Raw genomic sequence first — 17709 nt, 5'->3', positions numbered from 1 at the left:
TGGACTTCCAGTCGTTCCGAACAACCCAGTCTACCGGGCGTACGAAAAGATGCTGTGTCCAAACATTGCCCATGGCGCCGGATCCGGCTTTCATGCGCCGGGTAAAAGCCCGCCCGGCGCTTCTCGTAAACTATCGGCTTCCCGGACGGCCCGTGACGCAATCTGTAACGGGCCCGACAACAAGTAGCTTCATATGACCCTGAAGAACATCTGCGTGTATTGCGGCTCCAATCCCGGCGCGCGCCCCGAATACCTGGAGCAGGCCCGCGTGCTGGCCCGTGAACTGGTCAAGCGCGACCTCGGCCTGGTCTACGGCGGCTCGGTCGTCGGCATCATGGGCGTCATCGCCAACGAGGTGCTGGCCGGCGGCGGCCGCGTGATCGGCGTGATCCCGGAACTGCTGCAGAAAAAGGAACAGGCCCATCGCGGCCTGACCGAGCTGCACCTGGTGCAGAGCATGCACGAGCGCAAGGCCATGATGATGGAGAAGGCCGACGGCTTCATCGCGCTGCCCGGCGGCGCCGGCACGCTGGAAGAGTTCTTCGAGGTCTGGACCTGGGCCCAGCTCAGCATGCACAGCAAGCCCTGCGGCCTGCTCAATATCGCCGGCTATTACGACGCGCTGATGCAGTTCGTCGACCATGCCGTCGACGAAGCCTTCATGCGCCCGCAGCACCGCGACATGCTGGTGGTGGAAAGCGATCCGGCGACGCTGCTGGACCGCTACGCCATTTACGAGCCGCCCAACGTCTCCAAGTGGTTCGAGCCCGTCAAGCCCGAGCATCGCGCCCCCTAACCCGCTCCAAGGAAAGCCCCGCAATGTCCAACGGTTCGTCGTTCCCCGCCAGCACCGAGTCCGTATTGCGCGATTACTTCCACGCCAAGGACGAAAACCGCCCACACTACATGGCGCGCGCCTTCGCGCCGCAGGCGGTGCTGAAGATGGCGCTGCGCACGCAGGCCATCGCGTTTCCGCCCGAATCCCACGGCCTGGCCGCGATCACCGACACCTTGGTGCGCAAGTTCGGCCAGACCTACGACAACGTCTACACCTTCTACCTGGCGCGGCCCGAGGCCGATGCGCGCCTGTCCGACTATTCCTGTGACTGGATCGTCGGCATGACAGAGAAGGCCACCGGCAACGTGCGCGTGGGCTGTGGCCGCTACGCCTGGACCTTCCAGCCGGAGCCATACCGCGCGACTCACCTGACCATTACCATCGAGACCATGGTGACGCTGCCCCCGGCCGCCACCGACGCGGTGTTCGGCTGGCTGCTCGCGCTGGACTATCCCTGGACCAACGCCCAGCGCGTCGTCGCTGGCGCCCCGCCGCTTGAAGACCTGGCGCCGGTGGTGCAGTATCTGCTTCACCCCATGTAGATCGGCATCGGATTTTTTCTTGAAATACGACATCGCAGCTTTTGATTTCGACGGAACCCTGGCAGACACCATGCCCTGGTTCAATTCCATCCTCAACACGGTGGCCGACAAGTACGGCTTTCGCAAGATCGACGCCGCCGAGCGCGACCAGTTGCGCCACCGCGACGCCGGCGAGATCCTGAAGTTTCTCGGCATCCCGCTGTGGAAACTGCCCGCCATCATGGCGCACGTGCGCACGCTGATGCAGGAGATCGATCCCAGCGTGCGCCTGTTCGATGGCGTTCCGGACGCGCTGGCCCGACTGAAGGCGGGCGGGCTGCGGCTGGCGGTGGTCAGCTCGAACTCGCTGGAAAACGTGCAGCGCGTGCTCGGGCCGGAGACCGCGGCGCTGTTCGACGACTACGAATGCGGCACCGACCTGTTCGGCAAGGCCGCCAAGATCGAGCGCCTGCTGCAGCGCCACGACACCCCGCCGGAACGCTTCTTGCTGGTGGGCGACGAGATGCGCGACATCGACGCGGCCCGCAAGGCCGGCGTGCGCGTGGGATCGGTGGCCTGGGGCTACAACCACGTCGACGCGCTGCGCGACCGCGGCCCCGACGAGCTGTTCATGCAGGTCGCCGAACTGCCCGCCGCGCTGGCCTGACACTGCGCCCCGACAAGGACACCCCCATGGCCCGCAACGTCGAAATCAAGGCAAGGGTCGCCAGCCTGGCGGCCCTCGAATCGCTGGCCGCCGCGCTGTCGGGCAAGGCTCCGGTCGCCATCGCGCAGGACGACACCTTCTTCGCCTGCCCTGACGGCCGGCTCAAGCTGCGCGTGTTCGCCGATGGCAAGGGCGAACTGATCTTCTACCGCCGCGCCGACGAGGCCGGCCCCAAGGAAAGCTTCTACGTCATTTCACCGACCGCCTCGCCCGATACCCTGCGCGACGCGCTGGGGCTGGCTTATGGCGTGATCGGCCGCGTGCGCAAGCAGCGCCTGCTATTCATGGCCGGCCGCACCCGCATCCACCTGGATCGGGTCGAGGGACTGGGGGAATTCCTGGAACTGGAAGTCGTGCTGCGCGACGGCGAAAGCGTCGAGGCCGGCATGGCCGAGGCCCATGAGCTGCTCGCCAGCCTGCAGATCGCGCCGGACCAGTTGTTGTCGGGCGCCTACCTGGACCTGCTGGCCGAGCGCGCCTGAGAAAGGCCGCCTGCGCCACGGCGGCCAGCCCCCTGGCAACGGCGAACGGCCTCAGGCCGGCTGCCAGCCCCGCACGAACACGTCCACCGGCTGGCGCTTGCCGCCGGCCTTCTGCAACTCAAGCAGGCGCAACACGCCCTCGCCGGTCGCAATGTCGATGCCATCAGCCTGCGCGCGCAGCACGCTGCCGGGCGCGGCCGCCGCGGACTGCGGCAGGGCCTGCGCGCGCCACACCTTCACGGGATCGGCCAGGCCGGGCAGGCGGATGCTGGCGCCGGGCACCGGGTTGAAGGCGCGCACGCGACGCGCCAGCAGTTCCGCGGGCTGGCTGCAATCGAGCGCGGCCTCGGCCTTGTCCAACTTGGCGGCGTAGGTCACGCCGTCCTCGGGTTGCGGGGTCGGCGTCAAACCGCCCTGGGACAGTGCGGCCAAGGCCGCCACGATCGCCTCGCCGCCGGCCAGCGCCAACGCGTCGTGCAATTGCGCGGCATTGGTCTCGGCCCCGATCGGCACGACCCGCTCCAGCAGCATGTCGCCGGTGTCCAGGCCCGCGTCCATCTGCATGATGGTCACGCCGGTGCGGGCGTCGCCCGCCTCGATGGCGCGCTGGATCGGCGCCGCGCCGCGCCAGCGCGGCAGCAGGCTGGCGTGGATGTTCAGGCAGCCCAGGCGCGGCAGGTCCAGCACCCACTGCGGCAGGATCAGGCCATAGGCCGCGACCACCATCACGTCGGGCGCGATGCGCTCGAGCAGGGCGCGGGCCTCGGCAGCCTCCTCGGGATAGCGGCCATCGAGACGCAGGCTGCGCGGCTGGGCAACCTCGATGCCGGCGTCGAGCGCGGCCTGCTTTACGGGACTCGGTGTCAATTTGAGCCCGCGCCCGGCCGGGCGGTCGGGCTGGGTCATGACCAGCGGAATGTCGTGGCCGGCGGCCCGCAGGGCGTCGAAGGCGATACGGGCGAATTCCGGCGTGCCGGCGAAAACTAGGCGCATGGGGAGCGGACCGGGAGGAAGGAAACGGGCGTCAGGCGCGCAGCGCTTCGCGCTCGGCCTTTTTCAGCTTGGTCTTGATGCGGTTCTGCTTCAGGTTGGACAGGTATTCGACGAACACCTTGCCCTCCAGGTGGTCGAGCTCGTGCTGCACGCACACGGCCAGCAGGCCGTCGGCATCGAACTCGAACGGCTTGCCGTCGATGTCCAGCGCCTTGCAGCGGATGCGCGAAGCGCGCTCGACTTCGTCGTAGATGCCAGGGACCGACAGGCAGCCTTCCTCGTAGATCTTGTAATCGTCGCTGCGCCAGGTGATCTCGGGATTGATCAGCACCAGCAGTTGGTTGCGTTCTTCGGAGACGTCGATGACGACCACGCGTTCGTGCACGTCGACCTGCGTCGCGGCCAGGCCGACGCCCGGCGCGTCGTACATGGTTTCGGCCATGTCGCGCACCAGTTGGCGGATGCGGTCATCGACCTCGGCGACCGGCTTGGCCTTCTTGTGCAAGCGCGGATCCGGGTAGCGAAGAATAGGAAGTAATGCCATTGAAAAGGAATCGTCGGTAAGAGTGCCTGACCAACAGTTTAATTCATTAGATTCTTGATTTCTAATAGTTTTCGGCTAACACGAGGATTATCCGGACCGGCCTGGCCCCGATTTACAGCCCCGTCCGGCCGGGATCATTCGGTCCCGCCTGCCGGGGCTGCCGTGGCCGCCATGCGACACTCTCGAACGATCGGCGCCCCGGCGCCGGCTCCCCCCGTTTCCTTCGCGCCCGTCCGCCGGCGCCCTTGCCATGCCGCTCACCCATACCGCCGCTGAATTGTCCGCCTGGTTGCGCCTGTCCCTGGAGCCCGGCATCGGCCCGGCCACCGCCTGCACGCTGCTTGGCGCGCTGGGCCTGCCGGAACAGATCTACGCACAGCGCGCCTCGGCCCTGGCGCGCCAACTGCCGGACGCGCTGGCCCGCCAGTTGGCCGCGCCCATGCCGGTCGACATGGCCGCACAGGTCGACAACGCGCTGCAGTGGGTCGAGGGGCAAGGTCACCACATCCTGACGCTGGCCGATCCCACCTATCCGCAAAGCCTGCTCACCATCGCCGACCCGCCCATCCTGCTCTACGTGAATGGGGACCCGGCCTATCTGCAGGGACCATCGCTGGCCGTCGTGGGCGCCCGCAATGCAACCCCCGGCGGCCAGGAAAACGCCCGCGCCTTCGCCCGCCACCTGGCCGGCAACGGCTGGCGCGTGGTCAGCGGGCTGGCGCTGGGCATCGACGCGGCGGCCCATGAAGGCGCCCTGGACGCCGGCCCCGCAGGCGCCGGCACGGTCGCGGTGATGGGCACCGGCATCGACCGCATCTACCCCGCGCGGCACCGCGACCTGGCGCATCGCATCGCCGCGCACGGCGCGCTGGTCTCCGAATTGCCGATGGGGACGGGCGCCCTGCCCCAGCACTTTCCCAAGCGCAACCGCATCGTGGCCGGACTGGCGCGCGGCGTGCTGGTGGTCGAGGCCGCAAAACAGAGCGGCTCTCTCATCACCGCGCGGCTGGCGGGCGAAAGCGGGCGCGAGGTGTTCGCCATTCCCGGCTCGATCCACTCGCCGCTGTCGCGCGGGTGCCATGCGCTGATCCGCCAGGGCGCCAAGCTGGTGGAGACCGCGGCCGACATCACCGACGAACTGGGCGGCGGCCCACAACCCGGCGCCCGCCAGGCCGCGGCGGTTGAGGCAGCCGCCCCCCATCCGGTTCTCGACGCCCTGGGCTTCGACCCGTTGCACCTGGATGCGATCCAGGCCCGCTGTGGCCTGGATACCGCCGACCTGCAGGCGCAATTGCTGGAACTGGAACTGGCCCTGCGCGTGGCGCGCCTGGACGACGGCCGCTTCCAGCGCCTGAAATAAGGGATCGCGCCAGGGGCCGGCCGGCACCTTGACCGCCCTCGGCCCGAGCGCGAGCGGGGCCGGATGCGATGGCGCTAATATTGGCGTTGGCGCCGAGCCGCCGCCGCGGCCGCCCCCGATACCGATACAGGAAGAGACATGGCATTGCCCACACGCGTCAAGATCGTCGAGGTTTCGCCCCGCGACGGCCTGCAGAATGAAAAGGAATTCGTGCCCACCGACATCAAGGTGGAACTGATCGACCGCCTCGCGGCCGCCGGCTTTCCCAATGTCGAGGCGGCCTCGTTCGTGTCGCCCAAGTGGGTGCCGCAGATGGCCGACGGCGCCGACGTCATGGCGCGGATCCAGCGCCGCCCGGGCACCATCTATTCGGTGCTCACGCCCAACATGAAGGGCTTCGAGGGCGCGCTGGCCGCCGGCGCGGACGAAATCGTCATCTTCGGGGCGGCCAGCGAGGCCTTCTCGCAAAAGAACATCAATTGCTCGATCGCCGAATCCATCGCGCGCTTCGAACCGGTGGTGCATGCCGCCCGCGAGGCCGGCATCCGCGTGCGCGGCAGCATCAGCTGCGCGCTGGGCTGTCCCTACCAGGGCGAAGTGCCGATCGAGTCCGTGGTCGATGTGGCCCAGCGCTACCTGGCCATGCAGGTCGACGAGATCGACGTGGCCGACACCATCGGCGTGGGCACGCCGCAACGCGTGCGCGACGTCATGGCCGCGGTCACCCGCGTGGTGGACCCGGCGCGCGTCTCGGGCCACTTCCACGACACCTACGGCCAGGCGCTGGCCAACATCCTGGCCTCACTGGAGACTGGCATCTCGATATTCCATGCCTCGGTGGCCGGCCTGGGTGGCTGCCCCTACGCCAAGGGCGCGACGGGCAATGTCGCGACCGAAGACGTGCTGTACATGCTGCGCGGGCTGGACATCGACACTGGCGTCGACTTCGATGCGGTGGTGGACATCGGCCAATGGATGTCGGCCAACCTCAACCGCAAGGGCTCCAGCCGGGCTGGCAACGCCATTGCCGCCAAGCGGGCAGCCTGACCGCGAAACGCCGTAGAATGGCTGCGCGCGTTTCGCGTGAGCGTCCGGGTCAACCGGCGCAAGTCTTTCCGCAACGCTACCGGAACTCCGCAGCCGCATGACGCCCCTCGTACCGTCCCCCTCGCCCGAGGAACACGCCGCCCTGCTCCGCGCCCTCGGCCCGCTGCCCCTATCAGGGCAGGCGTGGCCCGACTGGGTGCGCATTCTGACCTGGGTGATCCTGGCGGTGCTGGGCGTGCAGGTGGTCACGACCGCCATTCGCGCGCCGGGCCAGCCGCTCGAAAGCTCGATGGCACTGGTGGTGGGGCTGTGCTTCATCGGCCTGCTGTTCGTGTCCTGGCACATGCAGACCTCCATCACCACCATCGATGAGCGCGGCTTGCGCCAGACCTGGTTCTCGCGCCGCGAGGTCGCCTGGGAAGACGTACGCGAAGCGCGGTTCGTGCCGATGATATTTTCCAAGCGCCTGGTGGTGTTCACACACCGAGGCCGGCCGGTGATCTTCCAGGGCGGCACGCGCGAACTGCGCGCCGCCTTCACCCAGATCGCGCAGGTGTACCGGCGCCGCTGACGGTCCTGTCGCAACGCGCGCCCAATAAAAAACCGATGCCGCGGCATCGGTTTTTTATTGGGGATCCGGCCAGTGCGCCGGACGGTACGCCTCGTTCAGCGGATCGGCAGCGCGTACATCAGGCCGCCTTGCGTCCATTGCGCGTTCAAGCCGCGCTTGATCTTCAGCGGGCTACCCTGTCCGACGTTGCGCTCGAAGCTCTCGCCGTAGTTGCCGACCTGCTTGACGATGTTGTAGGCCCACTTCTCGTCCAGCCCCAGGTTCGCGCCGCCGCCGGGCGTCACGCCCAGGATGCGCTTGATGTTGGGGTTGTCGCTCTTGACCTGCTCGTCGACGTTCTTGGAGGTCACCCCGTACTCTTCGGCCTCGATCATGGCCGACAGCGACCAGCGCACGATGTTCAGCCAGGCGTCGTCGCCCTGGCGCACGAACGGCCCCAGCGGCTCCTTCGAAATGATCTCGGGCAGCACCACGTAGTCGTCGGGCTTCTGCAGCTTGGAGATGCGGATCGAGGCCAGGCCCGAGGCGTCGGTCGAGAACACGTCGCAACGGCCCGCGGCGAAGGCGTTGACCACTTCATTGAAGGTCTCGATCACCACCGGCTTGTAGGTAACCTTGTTGGCACGCGCCCAGTCGGCCAGCGTGTTCTCGTTGGAGGTGCCGGTCTGCAGGCAGATGGTCGCGCCGTTGATTTCCTTGGCGCTCTTGACGCCCAGCGACTTGGGCACCAGGAAACCCTGGCCGTCGTAGAAGTTGATGCCGGCGTGGATGATGCCCAGCGCGGTGTCGCGCTGCTGCGTCACCGTGGTGTTGCGGGTCAGCACATCGACTTCGCCCGACTGCAGCGCGGTAAAGCGCTGCTGCGAATTCAGCGGCACCACCTTGATCTTGTCGGCGTCACCGAACACGGCCGCGGCGATGGCGCGGCACAGGTCCACGTCCAGCCCCTGCCACTTGCCCTGCGCGTCGGGCGCGGAAAACCCCGCAAAGCCCGTGGTGGTGCCGCAGGTGACCGCCCCGCGCTGGCGCACGATGTCCAGCGTCGCCGCTTGTGCCCCTTGTGCCGCGGCGAACAACAACGCCGCGCCCGCCAACCCTTTTGCAATGTTCATGACTCGTTTTCCTGTTGTACCGGAACGCGCAAGCGTCCTGTTGTAGCGGGGCGCGCAAGCGCGCCGAGGCGAGAAGCTTATCGGCATGAAGCGCCCGCGCCAAATAACAAGCGCTTATTTGGGTATATCACGCCGCCAGCGAAATAGACACCGGCTGGTTGGCCTCGCAGGCCTCCAGCGCGCGGCTCAGGCGCTGCATGCCCTGCGCGATCTGGCTTTCGTTCATGGTGGCGAACGACATGCGCATGGCGTGCATGTCGGCCTGGGCCGCGTCGGCGTAGAACGCCTTACCCGGCACGTAGACCACTTCGTGCTCGATGGCGTAGGGCAGCAGGCGGGTGGCGTCGACCTCGCCGGTCAGGCGCGCCCAGAAGAACATGCCGCCTTCGGGCTTGCTGAAGGTAATGCGGCCGGCCAGTTCGCGCTCCAGGCTGGCGGCCATGGCGTCGCAACGCAGGCCGTAGGCGGCGCGGATGCGCGGCACGTGTTCCTCGTAGCGACCATTGGCCAGGTACTGCGCCACCACTTCCTGGATCCACGCGGACGAGGCCATGTCGTCGGCGGCCTTGGCGCCGACGCAGCGGCGGCGGATTTCGGGCGGGGCCACCAGCCAGCCGATGCGCAGCGCGGGCGCCATGGTCTTGGACATGCTGGCCAGGTACACAGCCCAGTTGCGGGCTTCGCCCTCGGCCAGCGCCATGATGGGCGGCACCGCTTCGCCGGCAAAGCGCAGTTCGCTATAGGGATCGTCTTCGACGATCAGGAAGCGGTGCTTGACCGCCAGATCCAGCAGCCGCAGGCGGCGCTGGCGAGAGATGGTGGCGCCACAGGGATTGGAGAACGACGCCACCACGCACACGACCTTGGGCTTGATGCGTGCGGCCAGTTCGTCGAGCGCGTCGATGTCGACGCCATCCGGGCCCGACGGCACGGTGTGCACGGTGGCGCCGGTGTAGCGCAGCGCCTGCACGGAATTGGGGAAGGCGGGCGATTCGATGATGGCGTGGTCGCCCGGTTGCAGCATCACCCGGCTCAACAGCGCCAGCGCCTGTTGCGAGCCGCCCGTGACGGCCAGTTCCGTATCCGCGTTGCATTGCAGCCCGCGCGCCGCCGAAAGCCGCGCCAGCTCATGGCGCAGGCTGGCCTGGCCGTCGATGTTCGAGTACTGCAGGCAGGCGCCCAGGCGCGCCAGCACCTGCGTCGAGGCGATCGACAGGCCGTCCACGTCGAACAGTTCCTGCGCGGGGTAGCCGCCCGCCAGCGAGATCGTGCCGGGACGCAGCGCGTAGGGCATGAGTGATCGGATCGGCGAAGCGGGGGGATTCAGGAAGGGCGTGGCAAATGCGTACTCGGGCGCGGCGCTGGACATGGCGGAGGGAAACGGCGAGAAGGAGGAGGGAACCGCGCGATCCACGAGGACCGCGCCGGCGGGTTTAGAACATTGAAATCTAAACAAATATCCTGAAATTCTAAGCCTGCGATTCGGACAGGGTCAACGAAGATAGCGTGGCGCGCGGCCCGGTGTGGCGAAACGGTGCGCGCGCGTCCTACACTATGGGACATTCCGTTCCCAAGAGAACCGCATGACCGATGTAGACACCATGGCCACCCGCCTGGCCGGGATCCGACAACGCATTGCGCAGGCCTGCGAGCGCGCAGGCCGCGCGCCGGACAGCGTGACGCTGCTGCCCGTCAGCAAGACCTTCGAGGTCGACGCCATCCGCGAAGCCATGGCGCTGGGCCTGACCCGTTTTGGCGAGAACAAGACCCAGGAGCTGCGCCAGAAGGCGGCCGCGCTGGCCGGCCAGGGCCTGCAATGGGTCCTGATCGGCCATTTGCAGACCAACAAGGCCAAGGACGCGGCGCGCGACGCCACCGAATTGCAATCACTCGACCGGGTCGACCTGGCCGAAGCCCTGCATCGCCGCCTGGTCAATGAGGGCCGGACCCTGGACGTACTGGTCCAGGTCAAGACCTCCAGCGAACCCAGCAAGTACGGCATGCCCCCCGCCGAGGTGGCGGCGTTCCTGCGCCGCATCGTGGCGGATTTCCCCACCCTGCGGGTACAGGGCCTGATGACGATGGCGGCCAACTCCCCCGACCCGCTGGAAGTGCGCGCCTGCTTCCGCGCCCTGCGCGAGCTGCGCGACCAATTGCGCCAGGAAGGCATCGCCGGCGTGTCGCTGGAACGCCTGTCCATGGGCATGAGCGGCGATTTCGAGCTGGCGATCGAGGAAGGCTCGACCGAAGTACGCATCGGCACCGCCATCTTCGGCGCCCGCAGCTACCCCGATCCGCAATAAGCCGCTGATTCCGGGGCCGCAAACGAGCGCATATTGCCGGACGGCCGGGGCATAATACCCTCGCAAAAAAACGAGGAGACTCCCCATGCACAAGCACGCCCGGCGCCTGTTGGCGCTTGCCGCACTGTCGCTGGCCGCCACCGCGGCCTCGGCCCAATCCTGGCCCACCCAACCCATTCGCTGGATCGTGCCCTACCCGGCCGGCGGCGGCGCCGACGTGGTCGCGCGCACCGTCGCCAGCGGCATCGAAAAGCCGCTGGGCCAGACCATCGTGGTCGAGAACCGCCCCGGCGCCGCCACCATCATCGGCGCCACCGCGATCTCGCAGGCCGACCCCTCCGGCTACGTCATCGGCACGGCCGATTCCGGCACCCTGGCTTACAACCCCACGCTGTACGCCAAGCTGGCCTACGATCCGTCCAAGTTCACCTACGTCGGCGGCATCGCCAAGTTCCCGCTGCTGCTGGCGGTGAACGTCAATTCGCCCTACAAGACGGTCAACGACGTGATCCAGGCCGCCAGGAAGGAGCCGGGCAAGCTGACCGCCGCCTCCGCTGGCGCCGGTTCTCCGCATCACCTGGCGCTGGAATTGTTCAAGCAGCGCACCGGCGCCAACCTGCTGCACGTGCCCTACAAGGGCGCGGCGCCCGCCATCCAGGACCTGCTGGGCGGACAGGTGGACGTGATGTTCATCGACCTGGCCGCCGGCCTGCCCAACGTCAAGGCCGGCAAGCTGCGCGTGCTGGCCGCGGCCACGCCCGAGCGCGTTGCCGTGCTGCCGGACGCGCCCACCATGGCTGAACAGGGCGTGCCCGACTTCACCGCCTACGCCTGGCAAGGCCTGGTCGCCCCCGGCGGCCTGCCGGAGCCGGTGGTCAAGAAGCTGTCCGCCGAACTGGACGCCGCGCTGAAGTCGCCGGCCGTGTCGCAGAAGATGCTGGACATGGGCGTCATCCCGATGCCGATGTCGGCGCAGGACTTCAAGGCCTATGCCGACAAGGAACGCGCCGCCTGGGCCGAGGTGATCAGGAAGGCCAACATCAAGCTCGAGTGAGCGCGCCTGGCCTTGCATGAAAAAAAAAGCGCGGCCATCCGGCCGCGTTTTTCATGGCGGCGACGCCGGGCCCGGCGTTCACTTGCGCGGCAGCGTCACGACCATGCGCAACGCCTCGACGCATTGCCGGCCCTGCTCGATCGCCCGCCCGAACGCGTCAGAGCCGATCTCGTCATGGCTGAACCAGCTAACCTTCCTGGCGCTGCGGTAGCGGTACTGGTAGCCCGACTTGGCCGGCTTGCCGTCCAGGTCCACGTCGATCCACGGCGAACGGACCTGGCAATGCAGCGGCGGCGCCTGGACCTTGCCACCGGCCAGCGTCACGTCATAAGACGCGGTTTCCGGCGTGCCGAGGTAGATGTCGGCCAACTGGCCCGCCTGGCGATAGCGCGCGAAGAGCTCCCAGTCATCGCTCAGTTCGGTGTGGGTGTACACATGCTGGCGGCCGACCCGTTCCAGCGCGCGCAGGTCCACCAGCGTGGCATCGATGCGGTAGGCCTGCGGCACCACGAAATCGCTGGCGGCACGGCGCAACTGGCAGTCGCGGTTCTCGGCGGCGAAGCTGCGGCACAACGCCTGGTCCATCGCCGTCGCGCCGTTCTGCTGGTCGCCCGCGCTGATTTCCGCGGCCACCATGCGGCTTACCTCGACCGAAGCGCGCACCTTGGCCTGCCCATCCTTGTCGAACTGTTCATGGCGCGTCACCAGGATGCTGGGCGCGGGGCGTTCCAGCGGAATGTCCTCGCGCCGCACATTGCCCTGGTCATCCATGACGAAGGCCCAGCGTTGCTGGATGTCCGGCATGGTGAAGCCCGGCACGAACACTGGATTGGTGGGATCCAGCCACCAGGTCTCGCCCTGCACCTGGGCGCGCACGATGGCGTGGTTGGGCGCCGACAAACCCGGCAACAGCACCGCTGGCGCCACGGTGCCGCGCGTCACCAGGGCGGGTTCGGCGGCGACCCCGGCCGCGCGCAGCATGGCCGTCAGCAGCACCGCCAGGTCCTTGCAGTCGCCGTAGCCGCGCCGCTCGATCTCGTCGAGCGCGAAGGGAACCTGGCCCCGCTCGCTGCTGCGCCAATCGCCCAGGTAGCGATAGCGTTCATGGATGTGGCGCATCAGCGCGGCCACGGTCTGCGCCGGTGCCTTGCCCCGCTGGGCCGAGACGGCCGCGGCCGCGGCCTGCGGCAAGGCCGCCGCCAGGATGGCGTTGTAGCGCGCCGCGAACGGCCCGAAGTGGTCCTGCAACGCGGCCGAACTACCGATCTCCAGGCGCGGCGACTGGCGCAGATAGCCCTGGTCCGCCTCGTTGACATAGGCGTAGTAGTACGGCGTGGCTTTCAGTTCCACCGTGATGCGGCGCGCATCGGGCGAGGCCTGGACGCGATAGGCATCCATCGCCTCGGTGCGCCAGACCATCGGGCGCTCGGCGCTGAATTCGGCGTGGAAGCGCTCCTGGCGCACTGCCCGCGGCTGCAGGCCGAGCACGTAGTGGAATTGCGTCGCCGACGGAATGCCGGCGTAACGCTCGCGCAGCGTGTAGACGATGGTGCTGCCCACCCGCAGGTTGGGAAAGGCCAGCGAGGTCTGCTTGTGACGCAGAAAACCCTGGTCCGGATTTGGCGCCATGCGGGTGTCGATCTGGTCCGCGCTCAGCGGCACCGGCTTTTCGCCTGGCTGGATCAGCTCGGCGCGCTCGATCTCGACGCTGTCGTTCTCGGCATAAGTACGGTCAATGCGCGAGACCAGCTCGCGCCCGGCCAGCGTCAGGATGGTATAGCGGTACGTGCTCACGCACTCGGTGCTGTTGTCCTGGCCGAAGCGGCAGTGGAATTCAGTGTCGCCGGACAGCGGCGCTTCGGCGGCGGGTTGCATGGCGCCCTGGACGGGCAGGCTGGCCGTGGCCGCCAGGACGGCGGCCAAGATTGGGGTGCGGGGGGAAACGGGCATGGAAACTGCTGACACCTCACATTACAATTGAGACGCAATATTATTTGCAATGAAGTAGCCGCACAAGTCGGCGCGGCTACGACGCGCCTGTGCCGCCACGCGAGCAAACAAAACGCCCGGCGAATCCGCCGGGCGTTGCGAGACGCGGCCATCCGGCCATCGGCCGGCGACGCGCTACACCAGCACGCGTTCGATGCCGCCCGCGTTGGCGCGGCGCACGTAGTCTTCCATCCAGCCTTCGCCGAGGATGTGGCGCGCCATCTCGACCACGATGTAGTCGGCGTCCATGCCGGTGTCGCCCTGGTAGCGCGACAGGCCCTGCAGGCACGACGGGCACGAGGTCAGCACCTTGACGTCACCCGTGAAGCCATCGCCGCGCAGCGCGGCATCGCCCTTGAGCAGCTCTTCCTGCTTGCGAAAGCGCACCTGGGTCGAGATGTCCGGCCGGCTGACCGCCAGCGTGCCCGACTCGCCGCAGCATCGGTCGCTCTTGACCGCGCCGTCGCCCACCAGAGAACGCACGGTCTTCATCGGGTCCTGCAGCTTCATCGGCGTGTGGCAAGGATCGTGATACATGTAGCGCACGCCCTTGGCGCCTTCCAGCTTGATGCCCTTTTCCAGCAGGTATTCGTGAATGTCGATCAGGCGGCAGCCCGGGAAGATCTTCTCGAACTCGTAGCCGGCCAACTGGTCGTAGCAGGTGCCGCAGCTGACCACCACGGTCTTGATGTCCAGGTAGTTGAGCGTGTTGGCGACGCGATGGAACAGCACCCGGTTGTCGGTGATGATCTGCTCGGCCTTGTCGGTCATGCCGTTGCCGCGCTGCGGATAACCGCAGCACAGGTAGCCCGGCGGCAGCACGGTCTGCACGCCGGCATGCCACAGCATCGCCTGCGTGGCCAGGCCGACCTGCGAGAACAGGCGCTCCGACCCGCAGCCCGGGAAGTAGAACACCGCTTCCGTGTCGGCCGTGGTGGCCTTGGGATCGCGGATGATCGGCACGTAGTTCGCGTCCTCGATATCGAGCAGCTTGCGCGCGGCCTGCTTGGGCAGCCCGCCCGGCATCTTCTTGTTGACGAAGTGCACCACCTGCTCGCGCAGCGGCGGCTTGCCCACGGTCGCCGGCGGCGCCGAGGTCTGCTTCTTCACCAGGCCCGACAGCAGATCGTGCGCGGCGCGCTGCACCTTGTAGCCCACGCCCACCATCGCCTTGCGGGTGGCATTGATGGTGGCCGGATCCTTGGCGTTCAGGAAGAACATGGCGCTGGCCGTGCCCGGATTGAACGACTTGCGGCCCATGCGCCGCAGCACGGCGCGCATGTTCATCGACACGTCGCCGAAGTCGATGTCGACCGGACAGGGGTTGTAGCACTTGTGGCAGACGGTGCAGTGGTCGGCCACGTCCTCGAATTCTTCCCAGTGCTTCAGGCTGACGCCACGGCGGGTCTGCTCTTCGTACAGGAAGGCCTCGACCAGCAGCGAGGTCGCCAGGATCTTGTTGCGCGGCGAATACAGCAGGTTGGCGCGCGGCACGTGGGTGGCGCACACCGGCTTGCACTTGCCGCAGCGCAGGCAGTCCTTGATCGAATCCGAGATGGCGCCGATGTCGCTCTGCTGCATGATCAGCGACTCGTGGCCCATCAGGTTGAAGCTGGGCGTCCAGGCGTGGCGCAGGTCGGCGCCGGGCATCAGCTTGCCGGCGTTGAAGTGGCCATTGGGATCGACGCGGCGCTTGTAGTCCTGGAACGGCGCCAGTTCGGCCTCCGTCAGGAACTCGTACTTGGTCAGGCCGATGCCGTGCTCGCCCGAGATCACGCCGTCCAGGTCGCGCGCGATCTGCATGATGCGCTCGACGGCCTGGTGGGCCTCCTGCAGCATGCCGTAGTCGTCCGAGTTGACCGGGATGTTGGTGTGGACGTTGCCGTCGCCAGCGTGCATGTGCAGCGCCACGAACACGCGGCTCTTGAGCACGCGGCCGTGGATCGCCACCAGCTCGTCCAGGATCGGCTTGCGCGCCGCGCCTGAGAACGCCGCCTGCAGGCCGGCCAGCACCTCGGTCTTCCACGACACGCGGATGGTGCGATCCTGCACCACATCGAACACGCGCGCCTGCGGCTGCGTCGCCAGACGCTCGGCCAGCGCCCCACGCAGGTGGCCCATGCCCAGCGTTTCCAGTTGCGGCATGGCGTCGGCCAGCGGCAGGTCCAGGTTGTCCAGCAGCCACTGCCAACGCTGGCGCGCGGCGGCCAGCAGCTCGATGGCCTGGCGCGTGCGCTCGGCCAGCACCTCGGCGCGGGTCTCGTCGTCGGCGGCGTCTTCGGCCTTGCCGACCGGCAGCGGCGTACAGAGATAGTCGTCCAGCGCGTCCAGCAGGCGCAGCTTATTGCGGGTCGACAGCTCGATGTTGATGCGCTCGATATGGTCGGTGTACTCGCCCATGCGCGGCAGCGGGATCACCACGTCTTCGTTGATCTTGAAGGCGTTGGTGTGGCGCGCGATCGCGGCGGTGCGCGAACGGTCGAGCCAGAACTTCTTGCGGGCCTCGGCGCTCACCGCCACGAAGCCTTCGCCATGGCGGGTGTTGGCCAGGCGCACCACTTCGCTGGCGGCCGCGGCCACGGCGTCCTCGTCGTCGCCGACGATATCGCCGATCAGCACCATCTTGGGCAGCGAGCCGCGCTTGCTCTTGGTGGCGTAGCCGACCGCGCGCAGGTAGCGCTCGTCCAGGTGCTCCAGGCCGGCCAGGATGGCGCCGCGGGCGCGGCCTTCGCCGTCCAGGTAGCCCTTGACCTCGACGATCGACGGGATCGCGTCGCGCGCCTGGCCGAAAAATTCCATGCAGACCGTGCGGGTGTGCTTGGGCATGCGGTGCAGCACCCAGCGCGCCGACGTGATCAGGCCGTCGCAGCCTTCCTTCTGGATGCCGGGCAGGCCGGCCAGGAATTTGTCCGTGACGTCCTTGCCCAGGCCTTCCTTGCGGAACACGCGGCCGGCGATTTCCAGGGTCTCGGTCTTGAGCAGGCGTTCGCCCGGCTTGCCACGGCCGTCGAACCACTTGAGTTCGAAGCGGGCCACCTCCACGTCATGGATCTTGCCCATGTTGTGGTCCAGGCGCGTCACTTCGAGCCAGTTGCCGTCCGGATCGACCATGCGCCACCAGGCCAGATTGTCGAGCGCGGTGCCCCACAATACGGCCTTCTTGCCGCCGGCGTTCATGGCGATGTTGCCGCCCACGCACGAGGCCTCGGCCGAGGTCGGGTCCACGGCGAACACGAAACCGGCCGCCTCGGCCGCCTCCGACACCCGCTTGGTCACCACGCCGGCGCCGGCATGGATGACGGCCACGGGCTCGGTGAGCCCGGGCAGGATACAGGACTCGACCTTGCCCAGCTTGTCGAATTTCTCGGTGTTGATGACGGCCGACTTCCAGGTCAGCGGAATCGCGCCGCCGGTGTAGCCGGTGCCGCCGCCACGCGGCACGATGGTCAGGCCCAGCTCGATACAGGCGGTGACCAGCGCGGCGATCTCGTCTTCCGTATCCGGCGTCAGCACCACGAACGGGTACTCCACGCGCCAGTCGGTGGCGTCGGTCACGTGCGACACGCGCGACAGGCCGTCGAACTTGATGTTGTCGCGCGCGGTGATGCGGCCCAGCACCTTCTGCGCCTGCTTGCGCAGCATGGCGGTCTGGTCGAACTCGCCCTCGAAGGCGGCGATGGCCGAACGCGCCCGGCCCAGCAGGCCCAGCACCTTTTCGTCGCGATGCGGATCGTGGCCGGCCTCGGCCGGCGCGCCGGGTTCGCGGCGGCGGTCGATCTCGCCCAGCCGATGGTGCAGTGCGTCGATCAGTTGCTTGCGGCGCTTGGGGTTGTCCAGCAGGTCGTCCTGCAGGTACGGATTGCGGCGCACCACCCAGATGTCGCCCAGCACCTCGTACAGCATGCGGGCGGAGCGCCCGGTGCGGCGTTCGCCGCGCAGGTCGGTCAACAGGCTCCAGGCGTCATCGCCCAGCAGCCGGCCGACGATCTCGCGATCGGAGAACGACGTGTAGTTGTAGGGAATTTCGCGCAGTCGCGCGGGTGCTGTGGGCGGCGTCGCCCCGTTCAAGATGTGGCTGGCGAATGGGGCGTTCATGGCGGCAAGAGGGGGCCCTTAAAAAATTATTTTATGCCATTGGCCGGAACCGCCCCCGAATACCCCCTGGGAA

15 protein-coding genes are annotated in these 17709 nt (G+C 67.7%); 9 read left to right on the top strand and 6 right to left on the bottom strand.

The genetic code is table 11. From position 1 onward, the window contains the following. Positions 1–193: 193 nt before the first annotated feature. The 4 genes from SB816_RS03485 to SB816_RS03470 are packed head-to-tail and all read left to right on the top strand — an operon-like array spanning position 194 to position 2568. The gene (locus SB816_RS03485) at positions 194–796 is read left to right on the top strand and encodes a TIGR00730 family Rossman fold protein (RefSeq protein WP_054500424.1); all 603 of its coding nucleotides are present in this window, start codon (positions 194–196) and stop codon (positions 794–796) included. A gap of 23 nt (positions 797–819) precedes the next feature. After that, on the top strand, positions 820–1380 hold the full coding sequence (locus SB816_RS03480; RefSeq protein ID WP_064524030.1) for a hypothetical protein: 561 nt from the start codon (positions 820–822) through the stop codon (positions 1378–1380). Between the two features lie 19 nt (positions 1381–1399). Then, the gene (locus SB816_RS03475) at positions 1400–2026 is read left to right on the top strand and encodes an HAD hydrolase-like protein (protein ID WP_054500422.1); all 627 of its coding nucleotides are present in this window, start codon (positions 1400–1402) and stop codon (positions 2024–2026) included. A gap of 26 nt (positions 2027–2052) precedes the next feature. Further along, positions 2053–2568, top strand: a complete 516-nt coding sequence (locus SB816_RS03470) for a class IV adenylate cyclase (RefSeq protein WP_054500421.1) — start codon at positions 2053–2055, stop codon at positions 2566–2568. Between the two features lie 51 nt (positions 2569–2619). Here SB816_RS03470 and fmt read toward each other — a convergent pair whose 3' ends face one another. Further along, the gene (gene fmt, locus SB816_RS03465; protein ID WP_054500420.1) at positions 2620–3561 is read right to left on the bottom strand and encodes a methionyl-tRNA formyltransferase; all 942 of its coding nucleotides are present in this window, start codon (positions 3559–3561) and stop codon (positions 2620–2622) included. Between the two features lie 31 nt (positions 3562–3592). Next, positions 3593–4105 (bottom strand): peptide deformylase, encoded by a 513-nt coding sequence (def, locus tag SB816_RS03460; RefSeq protein ID WP_410546502.1) that lies wholly within the window; start codon positions 4103–4105, stop codon positions 3593–3595. A gap of 250 nt (positions 4106–4355) precedes the next feature. Between def and dprA the strand changes: the two genes are divergently transcribed. The 3 genes from dprA to SB816_RS03445 all read left to right on the top strand — a co-directional run bounded on the left by dprA (position 4356) and on the right by SB816_RS03445 (position 7083). Further along, on the top strand, positions 4356–5465 hold the full coding sequence (gene dprA, locus SB816_RS03455; protein WP_054500419.1) for a DNA-processing protein DprA: 1110 nt from the start codon (positions 4356–4358) through the stop codon (positions 5463–5465). A gap of 138 nt (positions 5466–5603) precedes the next feature. Continuing rightward, positions 5604–6512, top strand: coding sequence for a hydroxymethylglutaryl-CoA lyase (locus SB816_RS03450; RefSeq protein ID WP_054500418.1), 909 nt, complete (start codon positions 5604–5606; stop codon positions 6510–6512). A 97-nt stretch (positions 6513–6609) separates the two neighbouring features. After that, positions 6610–7083, top strand: a complete 474-nt coding sequence (locus SB816_RS03445; protein WP_054500417.1) for a hypothetical protein — start codon at positions 6610–6612, stop codon at positions 7081–7083. A 95-nt stretch (positions 7084–7178) separates the two neighbouring features. Here the strand turns inward: SB816_RS03445 and SB816_RS03440 are convergent, their stop codons facing one another. Next, on the bottom strand, positions 7179–8195 hold the full coding sequence (locus SB816_RS03440) for an amino acid ABC transporter substrate-binding protein (RefSeq protein WP_064524026.1): 1017 nt from the start codon (positions 8193–8195) through the stop codon (positions 7179–7181). A gap of 127 nt (positions 8196–8322) precedes the next feature. Continuing rightward, positions 8323–9564 (bottom strand): PLP-dependent aminotransferase family protein, encoded by a 1242-nt coding sequence (locus SB816_RS03435; RefSeq protein WP_064524045.1) that lies wholly within the window; start codon positions 9562–9564, stop codon positions 8323–8325. Positions 9565–9778: 214 nt separating this feature from the next. Between SB816_RS03435 and SB816_RS03430 the strand changes: the two genes are divergently transcribed. Then, positions 9779–10498, top strand: a complete 720-nt coding sequence (locus SB816_RS03430; protein ID WP_054500414.1) for a YggS family pyridoxal phosphate-dependent enzyme — start codon at positions 9779–9781, stop codon at positions 10496–10498. Between the two features lie 85 nt (positions 10499–10583). After that, positions 10584–11552: a Bug family tripartite tricarboxylate transporter substrate binding protein gene (locus SB816_RS03425; RefSeq protein WP_054500413.1), complete on the top strand. Its 969-nt coding sequence runs from the start codon at positions 10584–10586 to the stop codon at positions 11550–11552. A gap of 78 nt (positions 11553–11630) precedes the next feature. Here the strand turns inward: SB816_RS03425 and SB816_RS03420 are convergent, their stop codons facing one another. Both SB816_RS03420 and SB816_RS03415 read right to left on the bottom strand, forming a co-directional pair. After that, positions 11631–13502 carry a DUF3857 domain-containing protein gene (locus SB816_RS03420; protein WP_144655690.1) on the bottom strand — a complete coding sequence of 624 codons (1872 nt, stop codon included), beginning with the start codon at positions 13500–13502 and terminating at the stop codon, positions 11631–11633. A gap of 174 nt (positions 13503–13676) precedes the next feature. Continuing rightward, positions 13677–17636 (bottom strand): DUF3683 domain-containing protein, encoded by a 3960-nt coding sequence (locus SB816_RS03415; RefSeq protein WP_410546501.1) that lies wholly within the window; start codon positions 17634–17636, stop codon positions 13677–13679. Positions 17637–17709: the final 73 nt, after the last annotated feature.

This window comes from Achromobacter sp. SIMBA_011 (assembly GCF_046535435.1).
GTDB lineage: Bacteria > Pseudomonadota > Gammaproteobacteria > Burkholderiales > Burkholderiaceae_B > Achromobacter > Achromobacter dolens.
This window is presented reverse-complemented; position numbering and strand designations above follow the sequence as displayed.

Excerpts from the sequence above, each read along its gene's own strand:
- SB816_RS03485 (WP_054500424.1), top strand. The coding sequence starts at position 194 with ATGACCCTGAAGAACATCTGCGTGTATTGCGGCTCCAATCCCGGCGCG.
- SB816_RS03480 (WP_064524030.1), top strand. The coding sequence starts at position 820 with ATGTCCAACGGTTCGTCGTTCCCCGCCAGCACCGAGTCCGTATTGCGC.
- SB816_RS03440 (WP_064524026.1), bottom strand. The coding sequence starts at position 8,195 with ATGAACATTGCAAAAGGGTTGGCGGGCGCGGCGTTGTTGTTCGCCGCG.
- fmt (WP_054500420.1), bottom strand. The coding sequence starts at position 3,561 with ATGCGCCTAGTTTTCGCCGGCACGCCGGAATTCGCCCGTATCGCCTTC.
- SB816_RS03470 (WP_054500421.1), top strand. The coding sequence starts at position 2,053 with ATGGCCCGCAACGTCGAAATCAAGGCAAGGGTCGCCAGCCTGGCGGCC.
- SB816_RS03420 (WP_144655690.1), bottom strand. The coding sequence starts at position 13,502 with ATGCCCGTTTCCCCCCGCACCCCAATCTTGGCCGCCGTCCTGGCGGCC.
- SB816_RS03445 (WP_054500417.1), top strand. The coding sequence starts at position 6,610 with ATGACGCCCCTCGTACCGTCCCCCTCGCCCGAGGAACACGCCGCCCTG.
- SB816_RS03425 (WP_054500413.1), top strand. The coding sequence starts at position 10,584 with ATGCACAAGCACGCCCGGCGCCTGTTGGCGCTTGCCGCACTGTCGCTG.
- SB816_RS03415 (WP_410546501.1), bottom strand. The coding sequence starts at position 17,636 with ATGAACGCCCCATTCGCCAGCCACATCTTGAACGGGGCGACGCCGCCC.
- SB816_RS03430 (WP_054500414.1), top strand. The coding sequence starts at position 9,779 with ATGACCGATGTAGACACCATGGCCACCCGCCTGGCCGGGATCCGACAA.
- def (WP_410546502.1), bottom strand. The coding sequence starts at position 4,105 with ATGGCATTACTTCCTATTCTTCGCTACCCGGATCCGCGCTTGCACAAG.
- dprA (WP_054500419.1), top strand. The coding sequence starts at position 4,356 with ATGCCGCTCACCCATACCGCCGCTGAATTGTCCGCCTGGTTGCGCCTG.
- SB816_RS03450 (WP_054500418.1), top strand. The coding sequence starts at position 5,604 with ATGGCATTGCCCACACGCGTCAAGATCGTCGAGGTTTCGCCCCGCGAC.
- SB816_RS03435 (WP_064524045.1), bottom strand. The coding sequence starts at position 9,564 with ATGTCCAGCGCCGCGCCCGAGTACGCATTTGCCACGCCCTTCCTGAAT.